The 20004-nt window shown below is 71.6% G+C and carries 19 protein-coding genes; 13 read left to right on the top strand and 6 right to left on the bottom strand.

Going from position 1 to position 20004, the window contains the following annotated elements; genetic code table 11:
* Positions 1-53: 53 nt before the first annotated feature.
* The 5 genes from OHA34_RS12495 to OHA34_RS12515 all read left to right on the top strand — a co-directional run bounded on the left by OHA34_RS12495 (position 54) and on the right by OHA34_RS12515 (position 5151).
* Positions 54-1742, top strand: coding sequence for a TY-Chap domain-containing protein (locus OHA34_RS12495; RefSeq protein WP_329521678.1), 1689 nt, complete (start codon positions 54-56; stop codon positions 1740-1742).
* On the top strand, positions 1739-2107 hold the full coding sequence (locus OHA34_RS12500) for a hypothetical protein (RefSeq protein ID WP_285941301.1): 369 nt from the start codon (positions 1739-1741) through the stop codon (positions 2105-2107). Before OHA34_RS12495 ends, OHA34_RS12500 begins: the two co-directional genes overlap by 4 nt.
* A 279-nt stretch (positions 2108-2386) precedes the next feature.
* A complete protein-coding gene (locus OHA34_RS12505; protein WP_329521679.1) occupies positions 2387-3007 on the top strand; it encodes a 5-oxoprolinase subunit B family protein in 621 nt (206 codons plus the stop codon).
* Positions 3004-3852: a biotin-dependent carboxyltransferase family protein gene (locus OHA34_RS12510; RefSeq protein WP_329521680.1), complete on the top strand. Its 849-nt coding sequence runs from the start codon at positions 3004-3006 to the stop codon at positions 3850-3852. Before OHA34_RS12505 ends, OHA34_RS12510 begins: the two co-directional genes overlap by 4 nt.
* A gap of 225 nt (positions 3853-4077) precedes the next feature.
* Positions 4078-5151, top strand: coding sequence for an IS110 family transposase (locus OHA34_RS12515; RefSeq protein ID WP_329521681.1), 1074 nt, complete (start codon positions 4078-4080; stop codon positions 5149-5151).
* Between the two features lie 84 nt (positions 5152-5235).
* Here OHA34_RS12515 and OHA34_RS12520 read toward each other — a convergent pair whose 3' ends face one another.
* Positions 5236-5934: a histidine phosphatase family protein gene (locus OHA34_RS12520; protein ID WP_329521682.1), complete on the bottom strand. Its 699-nt coding sequence runs from the start codon at positions 5932-5934 to the stop codon at positions 5236-5238.
* Between the two features lie 78 nt (positions 5935-6012).
* Positions 6013-6621, bottom strand: a complete 609-nt coding sequence (locus OHA34_RS12525; protein WP_329521683.1) for a TetR/AcrR family transcriptional regulator — start codon at positions 6619-6621, stop codon at positions 6013-6015.
* Positions 6622-6744: 123 nt separating this feature from the next.
* On the opposite strand from OHA34_RS12525, the gene OHA34_RS12530 reads away from it, so the two are divergent.
* Positions 6745-7980, top strand: coding sequence for an MFS transporter (locus tag OHA34_RS12530; RefSeq protein WP_285941306.1), 1236 nt, complete (start codon positions 6745-6747; stop codon positions 7978-7980).
* Here OHA34_RS12530 and OHA34_RS12535 read toward each other — a convergent pair.
* Positions 7968-8711, bottom strand: coding sequence for an SDR family oxidoreductase (locus tag OHA34_RS12535; RefSeq protein WP_285941307.1), 744 nt, complete (start codon positions 8709-8711; stop codon positions 7968-7970). The genes OHA34_RS12530 and OHA34_RS12535 overlap by 13 nt on opposite strands.
* A 223-nt stretch (positions 8712-8934) precedes the next feature.
* Between OHA34_RS12535 and OHA34_RS12540 the strand changes: the two genes are divergently transcribed.
* Entirely contained in the window at positions 8935-9543 is a 609-nt protein-coding gene (locus OHA34_RS12540; RefSeq protein ID WP_329521684.1) for a TetR/AcrR family transcriptional regulator, read from the top strand.
* Between the two features lie 109 nt (positions 9544-9652).
* Here OHA34_RS12540 and OHA34_RS12545 read toward each other — a convergent pair whose 3' ends face one another.
* Together OHA34_RS12545 and OHA34_RS12550 are read right to left on the bottom strand one after the other, a co-directional pair.
* On the bottom strand, positions 9653-10726 hold the full coding sequence (locus tag OHA34_RS12545; RefSeq protein ID WP_329521685.1) for a winged helix DNA-binding domain-containing protein: 1074 nt from the start codon (positions 10724-10726) through the stop codon (positions 9653-9655).
* A gap of 96 nt (positions 10727-10822) precedes the next feature.
* Positions 10823-13372: an AAA family ATPase gene (locus tag OHA34_RS12550; protein WP_443029634.1), complete on the bottom strand. Its 2550-nt coding sequence runs from the start codon at positions 13370-13372 to the stop codon at positions 10823-10825.
* A 359-nt stretch (positions 13373-13731) separates the two neighbouring features.
* On the opposite strand from OHA34_RS12550, the gene OHA34_RS12555 reads away from it, so the two are divergent.
* The 6 genes from OHA34_RS12555 (at position 13732) to OHA34_RS12580 (ending at position 19079) form a co-directional block, all read left to right on the top strand.
* Positions 13732-14670 (top strand): ABC transporter ATP-binding protein, encoded by a 939-nt coding sequence (locus OHA34_RS12555; protein ID WP_285941311.1) that lies wholly within the window; start codon positions 13732-13734, stop codon positions 14668-14670.
* The gene (locus tag OHA34_RS12560; RefSeq protein ID WP_329521687.1) at positions 14667-15398 is read left to right on the top strand and encodes an ABC transporter permease; all 732 of its coding nucleotides are present in this window, start codon (positions 14667-14669) and stop codon (positions 15396-15398) included. The genes OHA34_RS12555 and OHA34_RS12560 overlap by 4 nt, the downstream gene beginning before the upstream one ends.
* A gap of 10 nt (positions 15399-15408) precedes the next feature.
* Positions 15409-16683, top strand: a complete 1275-nt coding sequence (locus OHA34_RS12565) for a sensor histidine kinase (protein WP_329521688.1) — start codon at positions 15409-15411, stop codon at positions 16681-16683.
* A gap of 76 nt (positions 16684-16759) precedes the next feature.
* On the top strand, positions 16760-17365 hold the full coding sequence (locus OHA34_RS12570) for a response regulator transcription factor (protein WP_329521689.1): 606 nt from the start codon (positions 16760-16762) through the stop codon (positions 17363-17365).
* Between the two features lie 260 nt (positions 17366-17625).
* Complete coding sequence (locus OHA34_RS12575; protein ID WP_285941418.1) at positions 17626-18321, top strand: ribonuclease HII; 696 nt, start codon at positions 17626-17628, stop codon at positions 18319-18321.
* Between the two features lie 128 nt (positions 18322-18449).
* Positions 18450-19079, top strand: coding sequence for an endonuclease (locus OHA34_RS12580; RefSeq protein ID WP_285941315.1), 630 nt, complete (start codon positions 18450-18452; stop codon positions 19077-19079).
* A 68-nt stretch (positions 19080-19147) separates the two neighbouring features.
* On the opposite strand, the gene OHA34_RS12585 is transcribed toward OHA34_RS12580, so the two are convergent.
* Positions 19148-19813 (bottom strand): nitroreductase family protein, encoded by a 666-nt coding sequence (locus OHA34_RS12585; RefSeq protein ID WP_285941316.1) that lies wholly within the window; start codon positions 19811-19813, stop codon positions 19148-19150.
* Positions 19814-20004 lie beyond the last annotated feature (191 nt).

Consider the following 20004-nt stretch of genomic DNA (forward strand, 5'->3'; position numbering starts at 1 on the left):
CCGCTACCGTCGAGTAACGGCACCCCGACCATGGACGCGAGAGTTGGATCCGATTGGACTGGAACGACTTCGCCAAACGGCTGACCCTCGAGCTGACCCGCCTTCCGGTCAGGTCGTTCCTCATCGTGCAGGGGTCCAGCGGGCTGCCGTACGTGCAGGCCATGCGATCCGACGGGGCCCTCGACGCCGAGGCCGTTGCCAGCGTGTTCCTCCCCCGGCCGCTGTCCTCCCGGCAGGAGCGGCGGCTGGCCGCCCTCGGCTGGGAACGGCCCGACGACGGCGACCGGCAGAACTGGTGGCACCACATCGCGGTGCGCGAGCGGGGCGGCCGGTCCACCACGGCGGACCTGCTCGAGGAGTGCGCGATGCTGGCGGGCCGGATGACCGGCGCCTTCAGGGACGTGTACCTGGTCGGCTCGCCGCTGGAGCTGGTCTACCAGGCGAGCCGCAGCGGCCCCGACGAGGGTCCGCTCGCCCTGCCCGGACTCGGGATCCCACTGGCACTCCCTGAGGAGGACGAGCCGGCCGAGTCCGCCGATCTGGAGTCCATCCTCGCGTCCGCGCGCGAGCGAGGCGACCAGGACGGCTACCTGGGGCTGATCGCCAAGGCCGTCCTGTACCTGCCCTCGCCCGGCGACCCCGGCGCGGCGGACCACCAGTACGCGACCGCCCGTTTCGGCGACGGCACGTTCGTGCTCGCGTTCACCTCCACCGACGCGATGGCGCGGTCACTGCGCGGCCAGGCCGTCAACAACCGGTCGGCGTCGTTGGCGGACCTCGCGCGCGACTGGCCTGATCCGAACTGGCAGCTCGCGATCAACCCCGGCCTTCCCAGCGCCGCGTACCTGGACGCGAGCGTCCTTCTGCACCCGCTGGACGCGCCCCGCGACGGCGACGCTGCGCCCTCTTCCGGCCATGGCCAGGCTCCCCGTCCGCCGGGTCCGGCGTCCAATGGGCGCGGGACGCACTCGGGCCCCCCGTCCGGGCAGGGCTCACACCGGTCCGCGCCGGGCGGTCCGCAGGCGAAGCGCGGTCCGCACACGCCGCAGCACGGCGCAGGCTCAGGCGGACGACTCGGGGCGCACGCCTCCAGTACCGGCGTCGGCTCCCCCGCTCCTGGAACGGACGCCCCGCTCTCCGAGCAGCCCTCGGCTCCGCGAGACCACATCGCGCCCCCGCCTGCACAGGGAGCGCAGCCTCCCGTGCAAGGGGCGCGGGCAGTTGAGTCCGGGCGGGGCGCGGCGGCCGGTCTGGTCGTCATGCAGAAGGTCATCCGGCCGGAGCACGTGCCGCACTATCTGGACGGCGGCTATGACCTGGTCGCCGGATACGTGCACCGGCTCCAGGACGTGCGGGAGATGAACTCCCCCGCGCGGCTGGTCCGCGGCCTCGGTCTGATCTACCAGGGGTCGCCGTTCTCCACCGGCGACGAGGCGATCCACGTGATCCGGTGGCCGGCCGTGAAACCGCCGCTGTTCCGGAGGCCGCTGGGCGGCATCGACGAATGGAGCATGGGCATCATCCCGGGCGGCTGGGTGATCGAGAAGGCGCCGTTCCCCGGGTCGGGCTACGCGCCGGGCGACGGTCCGCCGGTTCCCGAGTTCAAGACCGACAGCCAGCGGCTGCCGCACGGCGCGAGAATGTACCGGCTGAGCCGGTCGGGGACCGAGACCCTGCTGGCCGTCTTCGATGGCGATCAGCGCCGGTGGATCGGCCATCCGGCGGCAGGAGGGCGGGCATGAGCATCCGGCACGGGTTCTACGCGGGCTGGCGCGGCTCCGACTACGAGGCGAGCCCGGACGGCGACCGGGTGCGGCTGTATCGGACGCGGCCCGCCGAGGGCTTCGCCCCGGTCACCGCGGGCAGGTACGTCCGGGTCGTGGCCGCGGCGGAGGTCGACCACCTGTCGTACGTGAGCACCTCGTGCACATGGCGCGGGGAGCCGTTCGTGGTCCTCGGCGAACATGACGAGTGGCTGCGGGTCGAGTACAGCGGCGGGAAGGCCCCGGTGGCCGAACGGCTCGGGCTCGAGGGGTTCGACCGGGGGGTCTACCAGGCGTGGGCGCCCCGGGCCGAGATCGAGGACATCCACGAGAAGACCGCCTGAGGTCGACGAGGGCGGCCGTACCGAGGTCCGGCCGCGTCGATGCACGAGCCGGCGTCAGCACGGGCTCAGCGGCGCGCTGGGGGCCGGGACGGTGACCTCGCGGGCGGAAGCGGGGACACTGCGGGGAGGGGCGTCGCCCGGGGTGGGCTCGCCGTGATCAGGTCCGGGGGATCGGTGGTAGATCTGAGGCATGGCGGTCATCGGAATCAACGCCGACCTGGGCGAGGAGCCCGGCATCCGGGTGCCCGGGGGCGGCCCGGCACCGTTCGGCGAGATCGCGTGAAGGTCCGGCGGGCCGGCGACACGGCCCTGCTCGTGGAGACCGCCGACCTGGCCACCGCGCACCGGCTACACGCAGCGATCCGCGCCGCCGCGCCGCGCGGTGTCATCGACGTGGTTCCGGGTGAACGCACCGTCCTGGTCGTCGCCGACGCGCGTCACTGCGACCTCGGGCGCCTGGCCGCATGGCTGCCCACACTGCCGCTGCCAGAGCGGCCGGACGACGGCATGGCCCCGGTGGAGATTCCGGTCGTGTACGACGGCGAGGATCTGGACGAGGTCGCCGGGCTCACCGGCCTGTCCCGCACGGAGGTCGTCCAACGGCACACCGCCGCCTCCTACACCGTGGCGTACCTGGGCTTCTCTCCTGGCTTCGGCTACCTGACCGGTTTGGACCCCGCACTGCACGTGTCCCGCCGCGAGTCGCCCCGCACTGCGGTGCCGGCCGGTTCGGTGGCCATCGCCGGACCATATGCCGCCGTGTACCCGTCGCGGTCACCGGGCGGATGGCGATTGCTCGGGCGCAGCCGGCTCCCGCTGTGGGACGTGACCCGCGATCCGCCGTCACTGCTTCAGCCCGGTGCGCACGTCCGTTTCGTCGCCGACGAGGAGGCCCGTTGATCGAGGTCGTCCGGCCCGGTCCGCTGGCGACCGTGCAGGATCTCGGCAGGCCCGGTCACGCGCACCTGGGCGTGCCGTGTTCAGGGGCGGCCGACGGGCGCGCGTTCAGGCTGGCCAACCGTCTCGTCGGCAATCCTGAGAGCGCGGCGGGGGTGGAGTTCACCGTCGGCGGTGGCGCCCTGCGCTTCCGGCGTCCCGCCTGGGTGGCCGTCACGGGCGCACCCCTTCCAGTGCGGATCGACGGCCGCGCGTGCGGCATGAACGCGCCGTGTCGCGTCTCTGTAGGCGGACTGCTCGAACTCGGCCATCCCCGGTTCGGCCTCCGCAGCTATCTGGCGGTGCGCGGCGGCATCACCGTGGACGAGGTCCTCGGCAGCCGCGCCACGGACCTGTTGTCCGGTCTCGGCCCCGCGCCGCTGGCCGAGGGCGACCGGCTGCCCGTCGGGCCGACTGCGGGCCTGGAGGACATCCTGGTGGACGCCGCCCCCGTCGTCCCGCTGCCAGAGGTCCCCATCCTGCGGATCACGCCCGGCCCTCGCGACGACTGGTTCACCGGCGAGGCGCTGACGTCCCTTACCTCGGCGACGTTCGAGGTGTCGCCGGAGAGTAACCGCGTGGGCGTCCGCCTGACCGGCCCGCGCCTCGAACGGGCCCGTGAGGGGGAGCTGAGCAGCGAGGGAATGGTCACCGGAGCGCTTCAGGTGCCGCCCAGCGGCCTGCCGATCATCTTCCTCGCCGATCATCCGACGACGGGCGGCTACCCGGTGGTCGCGGTCCTGGCGTCGGCCGACGTCCCCATGGCCGCCCAGCTACGTCCCGGACAGCGAATCCGCTTCCGCGCCTGACAGAGATGATGTAGGTGAGCACCTCCCGCCCGGGGTCTGACCCAGCGCCTGACTGACTTCGGGTCCTCAACCGGATTTGTCGCCCCTGGTCGGGAGGTGCTCATGTGCACTCACCGGACGTGGCGGGGTGACTTCATAGGAGCCTGGCCAGAGGCCCCATCTCTGTCTTGTCCGCTGCCCGGCTGGTGCGTGCCGCCCTGCCCCCGGTCAAGCGACAGGACGACGATGCCCTCCATTACACCCCAACAGCAGGTCTTCGAGGTCGCCGGTGGAGTCGACACCCACGCCGACACCCACACCGCTGCCGTGATCGACCAGGTCGGGCGGGTGCTGGGCACCCGGCAGTTCCCCGCCGACACCGCCGGATACACCGCGCTGCTGGCCTGGATGCGCGGCTTCGGCCAGCTGGTGCGGGTCGGGGTCGAGGGCACCGGCGCCTACGGGGCCGGGCTGGCCCGGCTGCTGCGCGACAGCCACGTCGAGGTGATCGAGGTCGACCGTCCCGACCGCAAGGCCCGCCGCTTCCAGGGCAAGTCCGACCCGATCGACGCGATCGCGGCCGCCAAGGCCGCCCTGGCCGGTGAGCGGACCGGCACCCCCAAGCAGCGCGACGGCCAGATCGAGGCGCTGCGGAACCTGCGGGTGGCCCGCCGCTCGGCGGTCGACCAGCGCGCCGACGCCCAGCGGCAGATCAAGGCCCTGATCATCACCGCCCCCGACGAGCTGCGTGAACGACTGCGCGGCCTGCCCGTCAAGACGCTGATCACCACCTGCGCGGCCGTGCGCCCCGACCGCGCCGACGCCGCGTCCCCGGCCACCGCCGCCAAGATCGCGCTACGCTCGCTGGCCCGCCGCCACCAGCAACTGTCGGCCGAGATCGCCGACCTGGACCAGCTGCTGGAGCCGCTGGTGACCGCGATCAACCCCGACCTGGTCGCCGCCAACGGTGTCGGCACCGACGTCGCCGGACAGCTACTGGTCACCGCCGGCCAAAACCACGACCGGCTGCGCTCAGAAGCCGCGTTCGCCATGCTCTGCGGCGCCGCCCCCATCCCCGCCTCCTCCGGCCGCACCACCCGCCACCGCCTCAACCGCGGCGGCGACCGCCAGGCCAACGCCGCCCTCTACCGCGTCGTGCTCTGCCGCCTGCGCTGGGACCCGGCCACCCACGCCTACATGGAACGACGCACCAAGGAAGGCCTGTCCAAAAAGGACATCATCCGCTGCCTCAAGCGATACATCGCCCGCGAGCTCTACCAGATCATCACCACATCAGACGACCTTGAACTCGCCGCTTGACATCCATAGGAGCATCCGTCCGTCACAGTGCGGGCCGTTGGGCCGGCAGCCCCTCTCGGGTACGGGACGTGGGGACGGCCCAGGTCAGGTGAGGGCGCCAGGGGCGGGGTGGTCCAGGTGGGCGATGTCGTTGAAGCCCCGAACGGACAACTGCCCTTCGAGCACCACTATCCGGGAGATCGATCCGTTGTCTGGGGCGAGGAAGGCGAACGGGCGGGAGCCGGTGGCGAGGGCGAGTGCCTGCGCGATGACGCCACCGTGGGTGAACGCCGCGACGCGCCCGCCTGGATGCGCGCCGGCCATCCGCTCCAGGCTCTCCCGGACGCGGCGGGCAAACTCCTCACCCGGCTCGGCCCCGGGAACCACGTCCCAACGTTCCTCCGCCCACATGCGCTGCGCGATCGGATCGTTCTCGGCGACCTTCTTACGGAAGAGCCCACCCTCCCACTCCCCCAAGTGCACCTCACGGAGCCCCGCCTCCACGGCGGGCGTGAGGCCGAGCCGCTTCGCCAGCGGCGCGGCCGTCTGGGCGGTGCGGCGCAGCGGGGTCACATAGAGCGCGTCGAACGGCTCGGCGCCGAGCCGTTCGCCCACCTGCGCGGCCTGCTCGCGCCCCTCCGGGGCGAGGTCGGGATCGCCCTGCCCGTCCACCAAGGGGAACGGGATGTCCGGCCGGGCGGGCCGGGAGGCGCCGTGCCGGATCAGCAGCAGTTCGGTGGCGCCGGGCGGCGCCTCGTAGCGGGTCTGCCGGTACTCTTCCGGCGCGTCGTCCTGGGGGCTCACGCGTCGCACCCTAACCGGTGGCCCGAACGGGAGGGACGCCACTCCCCCGGCCCCAGACGGGCCGGTCTAGCGGTCGGTCTAGCGGGCCGGACCTGCGAGGGCGCGGTGCAGGAGGTCCAGTACGTCCGCGACGACCTTGTCCACGTCGATGGGACCACCGGCGGCGATGAGGTCGTCGAGCAGCCCGTCCACACCGTGGTAGACCATTCGCAGGGTCACGGCCGGATCTCCGGCCTGGAGGGCACCGGCCCGCGCGCCCCGGCCCACGTACTCGCAGATGAGGTCGATCACCCGCTGGTTGGCCTGCTTGCAGATCTCCAGGGCCTTGGCGTTGGCGGACCCGTACACGATGCTGTGCAGGTCGGCGTTGCGCACCGCGTGCCCGACCAGTTCGGTGAACAGCCGGTCGAGCGTCGGCCACCAGTCGCCGCCCTCTTCCAGGATGTCCTGCGCGGTGGACGCGATCGCGTCCACGTAGCGTTCCCAGAGCGCCCCGAGCAGATGGTCCTTGGACTCGTAGTAGAGGTAGAAGGTGCCCTTGCCTATGTCGGCGGCGGCGGCGAGATCGCCGATCGTCGCGGCGGCGAATCCGATGGAGCCGAAGACCTCCCGCCCCCCGCGCAGGATGTCCTCCCGCCGGTCCATCGGGCTCTTGGTCACCCGCCTGCGCCGCACTTGAGCACCCATGACGCCCTCCCCCATCACCGTCGACGCTATCCACCCTATCCGGGTGACCGCCGTTCAGTCAGTTGACTGACCGCCGGTCATTGGGATTGACTGACCGTCGTTCAGTCACCCGGGAGGACCGCGATGACCTTGATCGATTCGACCGCCGACGCACCGCCGGGCGGCCCGAGGCCCCGGCCGGCCTGGCGGTTCTGGGGCGCCGCCTACGCGCTGGTGGTCCTGCTGGCGGGCACCAACATCCCCACCCCGCTCTACCGCGGCTACCAGCGGGAGTTCGGATTCTCGCCGCTGACGGTCACCCTGATCTTCGGCGTCTACGTCACGACGCTGATCCCGGCCCTGCTGATCGCCGGGCCGCTCTCCGACGCGATCGGGCGCCGCCGGGTGCTGCTCCCGGCCGTCGGCCTCGCGGCGATCGGCACGCTGACGTTCGCGCTCGCGGACGGGACGACCTGGCTCTTCGCGGCCCGCGTCCTCCAGGGCGCGGCCATGGGCGCCGCTTCAGGCGTACTCACCGCCGTCCTGACCGAGCAGGAACCGGGCGGCGACCGGCGCCGCGCCGCGCTGGTGACCACGGCCGCCTCGGTCGGCGGCATGGGCGCGGGTCCGCTGCTGTCGGGCCTGCTCGCGCAGTATGCCCCCGCCCCGCGAGTTCTGGCGTACCTGGTGGAACTCGTCCTGCTGACCGTGGCGGCCGTGGTGGTCGCGGCCATCCCCGAGCAGCGGACGCGAACGCCGTGGCGACCCCGCAGGCCGAAGATCCCCGGCTCGATGCGGCGGGTGTTCGCGACCGCGGGGACGGCCAGCTTCCTCGCCTTCATGGTGAACGGGCTGTTCCTCACCCTGGTCCCGACGTACGTCGGGACGCTGTCCGGCAGCGGCAACCTGGCCTTGAGCGGGGGCGCCGCCACACTGATGCTCGGCTGCTCCGGCATCGCCCAGGTCGCCGCGTACGGGAGGCAACCGCAGCCGCTGCTGACGTCCGGCCTGGCACTGCTGGCCGGCGGCCTCGTCCTGCTCGCGGTCGCGGGGTCGGCCGCGTCCCTGCCCCTGATGCTGGTCGCCACCGCCGGCGCCGGCGCCGGGCTCGGGCTGACCTTCCTCGGCGCCCTGACCGAGATCAACCAGACCGCGCCCGCCGACCGCCGCGCCGAGGTGACATCGAGCTTCTACGTGATCGTCTACCTCGGCGTCGGCGTGCCTGTGATCGGCGTCGGCTTCCTGGCCACGCAGACCGGACTACTTCCGGCCGTGCAGTGGTTCGCGTGCGTGGCCGCGGCCCTCTGCCTGCTCCTCCTCACCGCCCTCGTCGTCCGGAACCGCCGCGACAGATCCGGGCCGGGCCGTCAGGCCAGGTAGCCGCCGTCGATGGTGAGGACGGTCCCGGTGATGTAGGAGGCACCCGGGCCGGCGAGGAAGGCCACGCCCGCGGCGATCTCCTCCGGCCGGCCGAAGCGGCCCAGCGCCTTCAGAGCACGTTGCGCGTCCGCGAACTCCCCGTCCGGGGGGTTCATGTCGGTGGCGACCGCGCCGGACTCGATGACGTTGACCGTGATGCCGCGCGGGCCGAGGTCGCGCGCCGCGCCCTTGGTGTAGCCGACGACAGCGGCCTTGGTCGCCGCGTAGTCGGCCATGCCGGGGAACCCGGCCCGGCTCGCGAGGGTGGAGCCGAGGGTGATGATCCGGCCATCGTCCCCGATCACACCGGCGGCGGCGCGGATGGCGGCCACCACGCCACCGATGTTGACCTCGTACAGGCGGTCCTGGGCGACCGGGTCGTCCTGCGGCTCGCCGAGCACCTCCCGATGGGACACCCCCGCGTTGTTGACCAGCACATCGAGCCCGCCGAAGTCCGTCGCGACGGTCCCGACGAGCTCCGCGACCTGGCGCGGGTCGGCCTGGTCGGCCCGGTACGACGCGGCACGCCGTCCCATCGCCTCGATCTCGGCGACGACCTCGCCGGCCTTCCCCGCCGAGGCGGCGTACCCGATCGCCACGTCCGCGCCCGCCTCGGCGAGCGCACGGGCGACCGCCGCCCCGATGCCTCGCGACCCGCCGGTCACCAGCGCGACCTTGCCCTTGAGCGTCATTGCGGCCTCCATTTATGTACCGATCAGTATTCAATGGAGGAGAGTACTATATCGATCAGTACAAAAAAAGACGGGGCGCCTCGGCGCGGCCGCCCGGGGGCCGCATGGTCCCCGCATTGCGCGACGATGTGTGATCGGCACGCACGTGCGTGCTCAGGTGCGGACGCGTGGGGACGGGGAGGCTGCCGGAGATGACGCGGCGACCGGTGAACGAGGTGGACCGATGAGCCAGGGGAGGCCGCGCGAGTTCGACGTCGACGAACGGCTCGACCGCGCCATGGAGGTCTTCTGGCGGCAGGGCTACGAAGGCACGGCCCTGTCCGACCTCACCAAGGCGATGGGAATCAACCGGCCCAGCCTGTACGCCGCCTACGGCAACAAGGAGGCGCTGTTCCGTCGGGCGTTCGACCGCTATCTCGACGGCCCGGCCTCGCATGTCGGCTCGGCGCTCGAACAGCCGACGTCGCGCGCGGTCACCGAGGCACTGCTCCGAGGCGCGGCCGATGTCGCCACGACCGCGGACGGACCGGACGGCTGCCTCATGGTGCAGAGCGCGCTGGCGACCGGAACGCAGGGCGCGCCCATCAGAGCGGAGCTGGCCGCGCGGAGGCGCGCGAGCGAACGGAGACTGGCCGAGCGCTTCGAGCGGGCACGCGCCGAGGGCGACCTGCCGCGGTCCGTCAACGCGGAGGCTCTGGCCCACTATGTCTGGTCGATCTCGTACGGCCTCTCCGTCCAGGCCACCGGCGGAGCCTCCCGAGAGGATCTGCACCGCGTCGTCGACCTCACCCTGAACGCGTGGCCCCCTGGAGAGCGGCCTCCCGAGCCGTGACCTTGGTGGCGTGATCTCTGGGAGACGGCACCGCTCAAGGAGGCGCTGTTCCAGAGCCACCCAGCCCAGAAGACCCGCGGCGCGGACCTTCTCGGCGCCGCCGGCGGCGTCAGGACGGGAGCAGGGGGCGCAGGCGGGCGATCTCGGCCGCCAGGGGCGCCGCAGGGACGTCCTCGAACGTGGTCACCACGACGTCGCCGTCCTTCGGTTCCCAGACGCCGGCGACGCGTCCCTCGTGCAGCAGCACCGGCGAGATCCAGCCGGCCTTGCGGCTGACCTCCCCTCGGTGCTCGGCCGGGATCAGATGGGTCTCGGACGTTCCGGCGCCGAGCACGTACTGGTCGAACGCGCCGAGCAGCCGCACCGAGCCGGTGGGCTCGGTGGACAGCAGTTCGTGCAGGTGGCCCGACAGCAGGTGCATCTGGACGCCCTCGACATCGACCGTCGCCAGGTCGTCCGCGGCTCCGGCGAACCAGCTCTTCACGTCCTTCTTCCGGCTGCCCTTGCGCATCAGCCAGTTGTCGAACATGTCGGGGGTCGCCGGTCCGTGCGCGCCGAGGAAGGCCCGGACCACCGTGCGGGCGGCGTCCTCGACCGGTGGCGGGCCCGTCCAGCCCGGGAACCGGTGCTCGGGCGCGGCGAACGTCACCCTGCTTCCCTGGGACGGCCCGTGGCAGAGCACTCCCCACCAGGCCAGCGGCTTGAGCAGGACGCCCCAGCCAGAGCCGAGCAGCTCGGCCAGGTGCGCGGAGCCGGTTTCGGCGACGATGGCCGCCGACAGTTCTTTGCGGGTGAGCTCCGCTCCCCCTGCCAGCGCGGTCGTGGCGGCCTCGGCGATCGCCTCCAGATCGGCGGGCGTGGCACCGAAGTTCTTCTGCCAGCTCCCCTTCTCCCAGTTGCGGATCGTCGCGCACAGGGCGAGGTAGGCGGGCGCCTCGTCGGCGGGCAGCAGGTGAAGCGTGCCGCGCATCGCCCAGGTCTTGACGAGCGACCGCTCCTCCCAGAGCGCATGCGCCACCCCCGGATCGGGTCGCCGCAACCTGACGGCCACGGCGAGCTCGGCGGACGAGGCGACCTGCGCCTGCACCCCGGCCAGCCGCCGGACCACCTCCCGCGCCGTCACGTCACCGACCCTCACGTCGCCCGCCGCGGCGCCGGCGGGGGCGAGGAACTGCCGCCTCATCCTCCACGCCAGGACCTGTGGCCACGACACCCGGTTCATGTCCCCGAGTACACCGCACGGCACCGACAGAACGGCCCGCGGCCGTGTCCTGCCCGGTCAGGCCAGGCGGTGGCTGAGTTCGGCGAACGCGTCGCGGACGTCGTCGGGGGTCAGGACGGTGAGGTCGGCGGTCGTGGCGGCGGTGCCGAGCCCGGCGGCGCGCAGGGCCCGGCACGCGCAGGCCTTCTCGTACAGGGACCGGGCGAACCGGCCGTTGCCGAGCTCGTCGATGCGCCCGGTGCCGCAGACCCGCTGGAACACCAGCGCCAGGTCGTCCAGCGCCCGTTCCTCCCACCGGTCGCCGTCGTGCTCGGCGATGAGCTGCGCGATCCGCAGGAGCTCGTCGGGACCGTAGGAGGGGAAGTCGACCCGCACGTCGAAGCGGGAGGCCAGACCGGGGTTGGACGACAGGAACCGGTCCATGTCGGCCTCGTACCCGGCGAGCACGACGACCAGGCGGTCACGGTCGTCCTCGGCGCGTTTGAGCAGCGCCTGGACCGCCTCGGCGCCGAAGGCGTCGCCGCCGGAGTAGCCGGGGTTGCTCAGCGCGTACGCCTCGTCCACGAACAGCACCCCGCCGAGCGCCGAGTCGATCACCTTGTTGGTCTTGAGGGCGGTCGCGCCGAGGTGCTCGCCGACCAGGTCGGCCCGCTGCGCCTCGACGACCTCGGGGCGGGCGAGCAGGCCGTACGCGGCGAAGATGCGGCCCAGCACGCGCGCGACGGTGGTCTTGCCGGTGCCCGGGGGGCCGGTGAAGACCAGATGGCGGGTGGGCGGTCGGGTCACCAGGCCCTGCTCCTGCCGCATCTGGGCCACCTGGAGCTGCGCGGCGATCTCGCGTACCTGGCGTTTCACCGGCTCCAGCCCGATCAGGGCCTCGAGCGAGCCGAGGGCTTCGTCAAGGGTCGGCGTGTCGGCGTAGCCGCGGTAGCGCTCGGTCACCTCGGCGAACGCCGCCTCGACGTCCTCGGCGCGCAGCGTCACCAGGTCGTCGGCGGTCGGGCTGCCCGCCGCCCCCGGCGTCACGGCGCCGACCACCCGCACATCGCGTGCGCGCGCGGCGGCCTCGGTCAAGGACCGTACGAAGCGGCCGTTGCCGAGCTCGTCGACGATGCCGCGCCGTTCCACCTCCTCGAACCGGACGGCAAGTCTGCGGCGCGCCTCCTCGTGCAGCCGGTCCTCACGCAGCCCGGTGTGGTAGTCGGCGATCCGCAGCAGTTCTTCGGGACGGTACGAGGGGAAGTGCACGCGGGTGCCGAACCGGGAGGCCAGGCCGGGGTTGGAGTCGAGGAATCCCGCCATCTGCGCCTCGTACCCGGCCAGGATGATCACCAGGTTGTCCCGGTCGTCCTCGGCCCGCTTGAGCAGCGTCTGCACGGCCTCGTCGCCGAACCGGTCGGGCTGGCCCTCGGCGGCGTTGACCAGCCCGTACGCCTCGTCGATGAACAGCACCCCGCCGAGCGCCGAGTCGACCAGCCCGTTGGTCTTGATCGCGGTGGCCCCGAGGAACTCGCCGACCAGGTCCGCGCGGTGCGCCTCGACCACGCTGGGGGCCGGCAGCAGCCCGAACGCGTAGAAGATCTTCGCCAGGACGCGCGCCACGGTGGTCTTGCCGGTGCCGGACGGGCCGACGAACACGAAGTGCCGCATCGGCTTCTCGGTGGGCACCCCGGCGGCGGCGCGCAGATGCGCGGCCTCGATGGACGCGGCGATCGATCGGACCTGGCGCTTGACCGGCTCCAGTCCGATCATGTTCTCCAGTTCGGCGAGCGCCTCCGCGACCGATAGTGCCGGTTCCTCGCCCTCCCCTGCGCGCGCGGGAGGGGGCGAGGGCGCGGACGTGGCGGTGCCGATATCGGCGGCCTGCGCGGCTGCCCGCTCGTCATAGGCGGCCTGCGTCGCAGCGGGCACTCCCACCGCATCACCGTCGGTCGGCGCTCCGTCCGGACCGTCGCCGTTGAGGGGACCCGGCCCACCTCCCGCTCCCCCTCCAGGACGCCGGTCGAACCGGTCGAACCGGCCCGGGCGATCCGTGCGGTTCCGCCGGTTGCGGTCGGACGGATTCTTGCGAGGCGACGCCATCCCGTCCCCTTTCGGACTGGACTGCTCCTGTACCCAACCGGTCTCGTACGCCTCCGCGGGCACCGAACGCCGGGCCTGGTTCCAGCGGTAGGCGAGCACGACCAGCGCGGCGATCCACGCGGGCGCGACGTTCAACTCCGGCAGTAGCGGCGCCGCCGCAGCCGTGGCCACACCGCCGACGCCCAGGGCCAGCAGCGCGGTGCGCCACGGCGCGTACCCGCGCAGCCGCAGCGCGACGAACGCGACCGGCAACGCGAGGAGCGCAAGCAGCAGGGCGGGGCTCAGATGCAGCCGGTGCGCGTGCTCCGGGAACAACCGCCCCAGCGGAACCGCCAGGGCCGTCCAGCAGACGATCACGCTGACGACGGCCATTCCCGCGGGAGAACGCAGGATCAGATGCACGGCGGCCAAAAGGATGACGGCGAACGCGGCAGTGCCGAGCACGGGCCCGTCCAGCACCACCATGGCCGACAGGGCGAGCGCCACCACGAGCAGCCCGCCGAGAAAGCGCAGACCCGCCGGCACCTGGAAGTAACGCGACCGCAGGCGCTCGAAGAGATCCCGCGCCGCGGTGCCCGCCGCGGGACGAGAACGGGATCTGCCAAACAAAGCCATACAAGGCGAGTAAAGCGCAGGACCCGCCTCAACGGGACTCCCCGGCACGTGTTCGTTGCCTCTTGACCCAGGTCCGAAACGAAGATCGTCAAGTCGCCGACCGCCACATCCGGGACATATGTACTGGCCAGGAGTGGATGCCCGGCCCTGCCCCCGGAACAGGCCCGGCTCCTAGCGTGATCGGCATGACAAAGATCGATTCGCGTCCCCCCGCAGGGACGGTGCCGCCCGGCGACGGCGCCCGGCCCGGCGGCGCCATGACGTCCGCCGTGACGTTCACCGGCGTCGTCAAGAACTTCGGGACGGTGCGGGCCGTGGACGGCCTCGACCTGCGACTCTCTCCCGGACGGACGGTGGCGCTGCTCGGCCCCAACGGCGCCGGCAAGTCCACGGCGATCAGCATCCTGCTCGGCCTCATCCCGCCGGACGAGGGCGCGGTGGAGGTCCTCGGGAGAAAGCCCGAACGCGCCGTACGGGACGGGCTCGTCGGCGCGATGCCACAGAGCGGACGCCTCATCCCAGGGGTCACCGTAAAGGAACTCGTCGGATTCGTAAGACGCTCGTACGCCGCCGCCGTACCCGATGTCGCCTTGCCCTCACTGGCGGAGCTTCTGGAGACCGCCCGGATCACCGACCTGGAAGGACGCCGCGCAGACCGCCTCTCAGGCGGCCAAGCCCAACGCGTCCGTTTCGCCATGGCCGTCGCCGGCGCCCCAGAACTCATCGTCCTGGACGAACCGACGACCGGCATGGACATCGAGTCTCGCCGGGAGCTGTGGACGAGCATCCGCGCGTACGCCGAAAGCGGCAGCACCGTGCTGTTCTCGACCCACTACCTGGAAGAGGCCGACGACCACGCCGACCGGATCGTCGTAGTCGACCGGGGCCGCGTCATCGCCGACGGGACGAGCGAGCAGATCAAACAGCGTGTGCCGGGACGGACCGTCAGCTTCGACCTGCCCACCGTCCATGAAACGGATTCCCGAGTCTCCTATGAGAGCGCGTCCACGGCGGGCGTCGCGCTGGACATGCTGCCAGGGGTGGTCAGCTCTGAAATCCGCGGAACGCGCGTCCGGCTGCACACGACCGACTCCGACTTGACCGTTCTGGCTCTGGCCGAGTCCGGCCGCATCCGCAATTTGGAGGTGACGGGCGCCGGTCTGGAAGAGGCGTTTCTCACCCTTACCGGCAATGGAGAGAACCGATGACACTCGCCTACATGCGCCTGGAGATGGTGCGGCTCCTGCGCGATCCCGGCTACCTGGTGATGAGCCTGATCTCACCGTTGTTGATGTACCTGGTGTTCACCAACCTCGACCTGGGCGGGCAAGGCGACGGCAAGGCGGCCCTGTACTCGATGGTGGGGATGGCCGGTTTCGGCGCCGTCGGGGCTGTGATGGGCAACGGCGTCTCCATCGCGGAGGACAAACCGCTCGGCTGGATCCGTCAGCTCAGGCTGCTGCCGCTGGGGCCGGTGCAGGTCGTCGCCGGCAGGGCCCTCTGCGCGATGGCCGTCACCCTTCCCCCGATCCTCTCCGTCTGCCTGTCCGGCGCCGTGGTGAACGGGGTGTCGCTCGGGATCGGCCAGTGGGCCGCCGTGATCGGGCTGCTGTGGCTGGGCATCGCGCCCATGGCAGCACTCGGGATCGGCCTCGGGTACCTGCTGACGGCCCAGCAGGCCCAGATGGCTGGGTTGGTCTGCTACATGGGACTCTCGCTGCTGGGCGGGCTGTGGTTCCCAATTTCGGAGTTCCCCGGGTGGCTGGCGCACATCGCGCAGGCGACCCCGATCAACCGCTATGGCGAGTTGTCCTGGCGGGCCGGCGACGGGCACGGCCCGACGCTCCTCGGAACCGTGGTGCTGGCGGCATGGGCGGCGGCCTTCGTCGCGTTCGCGGCATACGGCTTCCGACGCTCGACCCGTACGGCGGTATGACGGTCCTGCCATGCCGGACGGCACCTGGCCAGGGGCACCGGCGACACGCGTACCGTTTCCCCGTGAACAAGGTGACAGGGACGTGAACGGTTCTCAGGCCGGGTCGGCACGGCGGCGTCCCCGCCTGGATCTGGAGAAGGTCGACCGGAGCGGGCCGGGTCCGCAGGCGTTCTGCTTCTGGATGGTCATCCTGATCTGGCCCCTTGTGGGAGTGGTGCAGGGCAAGGAGCGTCCGGCCTGGCTGGCGGCGCTCATGCTCACCGCACTGGCGGGCCTGTACCTGTCAGCGATCCTGACAACGTTCAACGCTCGGTTCCCGCTACGCGTGCCAGTCCTGCTGCTGCTCGCCCAGTCGGCGGTCACCTCGGCGGGAGCACTCACGTTCGAGGACCGCTGGTTTCTGACGTTCCCCCTGCTGGGGCTGGCGACCGGAGTGCTCGTCGGCCACCTTTCCCGTAGCGGCGAAGGCCCGGAATTCACCATGCTGCTGGGGATCGGCGGCGTGACGACGCTCTGCCTGCTGGTCGCCTGGGCCGACGGTCAGACCATGAACGCCATACTGGGAAACACGTACGGCACCATCACGGCCGGCCTCGTCAGTGCCATCATCGTGCGGCTGTTCCTGGTCGTCGGGATGCTCCGCGACGCACGCGAGGAACTCGCCGACGCCGCCGTGGCACAAGAACGACTCCGGTTCTCCCGCGACCTGCACGACCTCCTCGGGCACACGCTGTCGCTCATGGTGGTCAAGGCCCAGGCCGTACGTCGGATCGCCGAACGCGACCCACGACTGGCCGCCGCACAGGCGGCCGACATCGAAACCGTCGGCCGGGAGGCGCTCACCGAAGTCCGGCAGGCCGTCAGCGGCTACCGGGGCCGCGGGCTGACCGCCGAACTGGACGCCGCACGCACGGCACTGAGCGACTCGGGAATCGAGGTCGCCGTGCGGCGCGCGGGCCCCCCGCTCCCACCCGAGCCGGACGCGCTGCTCGGCTGGGCCATACGGGAAGGCGTGACGAACGTGATCCGGCACAGTCACGCCCGCCACTGCGAGATAACCGTCCGGCACGACGACGGTCGCGCCCAACTGGAGATCCACGACAGCGGCGCCGCACAGGGCACTCCGCCACCTGGCCGGGGAGTCCCGTCGACCTGGCCGGGTGGACATGGGCTGCGCGGGCTCACCGAACGCATGGACGCGGTGGACGGGACCGTCGAGGCCGGGCCGGCCGCCGGGGGCGGATACATCCTCAAGGTCACCGTCCCGATCGGCGCAGCGGCGTAAAGCGAGCCGGGTCCCTGGCGACTCGCGTGCGGAGCGCACCCGCGCCGGCCATGAGAATGGGGCGGGGAGGAAACACGTGATCAGAGTTCTGCTCGCCGAGGACCAGGGCATGATGCGCGGGGCGCTGACGCTGCTTCTCGGGCTCGAGGACGACATTGAGGTGGTGGCGGAGGTCGGCGACGGCGCGGAGGCCGTGACGGCCGCCCTGCGGACGCGACCGGACGTCGCCGTGCTCGACATCGAGATGCCCGGCCGCAGCGGGCTGGACGTCGCCGCCGACCTGCGCCGCGACCTGCCCGCCTGCAAGGTCCTGATCGTCACCACCTTCGGCAGACCGGGCTACCTGCGGCGCGCGATGGAGGCGGGGGCGAGCGGCTTCCTGGTGAAGGACGGTCCGATCGAGGATCTGGTCGACGCCATCCGGCGGGTGCTCACCGGCGCCCAGGTGGTGGATCCCGCGCTCGCCGCCGCCGCGCTCTCGGTCGGCGCCAACCCCCTGACGGTCCGTGAGCGTGACGTCCTCACCGCAGCGGCGGACGGGGCGACGGTCGCCGACATCGCGCTGCGCCTGCACCTGTCGGAGAGCACGGTCCGCAACTACCTGTCTGCGGCGATCGGCAAGACCGGCGCCCGCAACCGGATCGAGGCCGTGGGCACCGCCCGCCACAACGGCTGGCTCTGACGACCGCGGCCTCCGACCGTGCCGGATCCGGGCGCGCCTGGTTCCGGACGCGCCTGGTCTGCGGCACCCTACGATCGGCGGGGACATCTCGGCCACACGATCGCCGCCTTCGTACGGGAGCTTCCTTGACCGACCCGACCGGCGCCCTCCCGGGCCTGGACGCCGCCCCAACGTCAGCGCCTTCAGCGTCATCGGCGCGTTCGTCGGCGCCCCCTGTTCCGCCGGGCCCGTCCGGCTCGGCGCGCGCGGCCGGTTACGCGATCGAGGACGAGCTGCGCGCGGGAATCCTCACGGAGGGCCGGCGGATCCGCATCGCCGGAGTCGACGAAGTGGGCCGCGGCGCCTGGGCTGGGCCGGTCGTCGTCTGCGCGGCGGTCACGGATCTGACCCCGCCGCCGCAGCTCCCCGGGCGAGGGAAGCGGACCATCGCCCTGACCGATTCCAAGCTGCTCACTGAGACGGCGCGCGGCGCGTTCGCCGAAGTGCTGCCGGCCTGGCTCGACTCGCACGCCATCGGCGCGGCGTCCCCAGAAGAGATCGACGAACTCGGCATGACCGCGGCACTGCGCCGCGCGGCCGTGCGCGCCCTGGAGGCGCTTCCCGAACCGCCCGACGTCGTGATCCTGGACGGCGGGCACGACTTCCTGCGCCGTCCCTGGCGGGTGCGGTGCGAGATCAAGGCCGACCAGCGTTCCGTCACGGTCGCCGCGGCGTCCGTGCTGGCCAAGGTGCACCGCGACCGGCTCATGGCGGATCTGGCCCCGCGGTTCCCGGCCTACGGCTTCGCCGACAGCGCCGGATACCCCTCGCCCGTCCATCAGAAGGCTCTGGACGAGCACGGACCGACGCCGCACCACAGGATGTCGTGGTCGTACCTGGACGACCTGCCCCGCTGGCGGCATCTGAAGAAGCACCGCGACCCGCTCGCCGGTGAAGGCCAGCTCAGCCTCATCTGACCCGTTCCAGGGATTCTTCCGACCGGCGCCCAGGGCGTACTTCCAACCAGATTTGACATGATTTGATGCTGTTTCTGGCCTGTTTCCGTCCTTCCCGGGTAAGGCGCGGACGATGGGAGGTACAGGCCATGAACACCGTTGTGAAGACGTTGTTGAACGAAGCGGACGGGACCTTCGCCGCAGAGGCCGGGATACCGCTGAAGGACCAGCCGGCGGCACTGTTCAAACTGCTGGTAATGGCGAACCTGCTCAGCACCCGGATCTCGACGGGCATCGCCATGAACGCCGCCCGTGAACTGTTCAAGGCAGGTGGTGGCACTCCACGTGGGATGACGAACCTGACCTGGCAGCAGCGAGTGGACGCGCTGACACGCGCCCACTACCGGAGATATGACGAGGGCACGGCGACTCGTCTGGGCAGCATGGCGGAACTCGTACAGCAGAGGTACGGGGGCGACCTCCGCCGCCTGGCGGCCGAAGCGGAACACGACGTGGGGCGTACCGCGAAGCTGCTCAAGGAGTTTCCCGGTATCGGCCCTACAGGGGTTGACATCTTCTGCCGGGAGGCGCAGGCGATGTGGCCCTGGCTGCGCCCCTACCTGGACCCCTTGTCGGTCAAGGGCGCCGAGCGGTTGGGCTTGCCCACCAGCCGGAAGCGGCTCGCGTCCGAAGTGCCCAGCAAGGATCTGGCACGCTTCACCGCCGACCTGGTCCGCGCGGCCCATAGCAAGCAACTCGTCGACACGGTCAAGAGCTGACCCACGTCCCAGGGCCCCTTCCCCTGGCCGCGGAGTCGCCGCAGCCAGGGGAGGACCGCACCTCTAGGTCAAAGGCGGATGGTGACCTCGTCCACCGGCTTACGCGTGATGTCGGGGACCATCGCGTCGTCAGCCGGGTAGCCCACCGGAATCACCACGTACGCGCGCTCTTCTCGAGGCCGCTCGCACACCTCGTTCAGGAAGCGCATAGGGCTCGGCGTATGGGTCAGCGTGGCCAGTCCGGCCTGATGCAATGCGGCAAGCAGGAAGCCCACGGCGATACCGACCGATTCCTTGACATAGTAAGGTCGCGGCGTACTGGGTCCCTTGTGCACCTCGAACACCACGATGACGGCCGGGGCCTCCTCCAGGAACGGCTTGCGCCAGTCGGTGCCGAGCGGAGCCAGCGCTTCCAGCCATTCCGCTGAGACGCGCCGCTCGTAGAAATCCCGTTCCTCGGCCTCGGCCGCCTCCCGCAGCAGCCGCTTGCGCTCAGGGTCGGTGATGACCACGAACCGCCATGGCTGCAAGTTGGCGCCGCTCGGCGCGGTGGCGGCCGCCCTGATCGCATGCTCGACGATCGCGAACGGCACCGGCCGGGAGGAGAAGTCGCGGACGGTGCGGCGCAGCGTCATCACATCGGCGAAGGCCTCGGCGCGGGCGGTCGCCTCTGAACCGGGCACGTCGAATCGGGGTGCGGGCACAACCGGGTACGGCCGCTGTTGGAGAGTCATGGACCCGTTACTACCGCGTGCACCCACCCGGAACAAGCAGCAGGATCAGCCAAGGTTCGGGAGGCGATCCCACAGATTCCCACGCCACCGGTTTCGCCGGGCCATCAAGCGTGAGCGCCTTCGAACCCGAGCGCCTTCGAGGCCACGCCGCCGCCCGCCTGGACGACGCACGGCCCGGGGCACACGCCTCC

The sequence above is a fragment of the Spirillospora sp. NBC_01491 genome (assembly GCF_036227065.1).
Lineage (GTDB): Bacteria > Actinomycetota > Actinomycetes > Streptosporangiales > Streptosporangiaceae > Spirillospora > Spirillospora xylanilytica.

Coding starts and splice junctions, on each gene's coding strand:
- OHA34_RS12565 (WP_329521688.1), top strand. CDS start 15,409: ATGCCGGACGGCACCTGGCCAGGGGCACCGGCGACACGCGTACCGTTT.
- OHA34_RS12545 (WP_329521685.1), bottom strand. CDS start 10,726: ATGAGGCGGCAGTTCCTCGCCCCCGCCGGCGCCGCGGCGGGCGACGTG.
- OHA34_RS12535 (WP_285941307.1), bottom strand. CDS start 8,711: ATGACGCTCAAGGGCAAGGTCGCGCTGGTGACCGGCGGGTCGCGAGGC.
- OHA34_RS12515 (WP_329521681.1), top strand. CDS start 4,078: ATGCCCTCCATTACACCCCAACAGCAGGTCTTCGAGGTCGCCGGTGGA.
- OHA34_RS12560 (WP_329521687.1), top strand. CDS start 14,667: ATGACACTCGCCTACATGCGCCTGGAGATGGTGCGGCTCCTGCGCGAT.
- OHA34_RS12540 (WP_329521684.1), top strand. CDS start 8,935: ATGAGCCAGGGGAGGCCGCGCGAGTTCGACGTCGACGAACGGCTCGAC.
- OHA34_RS12530 (WP_285941306.1), top strand. CDS start 6,745: ATGACCTTGATCGATTCGACCGCCGACGCACCGCCGGGCGGCCCGAGG.
- OHA34_RS12585 (WP_285941316.1), bottom strand. CDS start 19,813: ATGACTCTCCAACAGCGGCCGTACCCGGTTGTGCCCGCACCCCGATTC.
- OHA34_RS12500 (WP_285941301.1), top strand. CDS start 1,739: ATGAGCATCCGGCACGGGTTCTACGCGGGCTGGCGCGGCTCCGACTAC.
- OHA34_RS12580 (WP_285941315.1), top strand. CDS start 18,450: ATGAACACCGTTGTGAAGACGTTGTTGAACGAAGCGGACGGGACCTTC.
- OHA34_RS12525 (WP_329521683.1), bottom strand. CDS start 6,621: ATGGGTGCTCAAGTGCGGCGCAGGCGGGTGACCAAGAGCCCGATGGAC.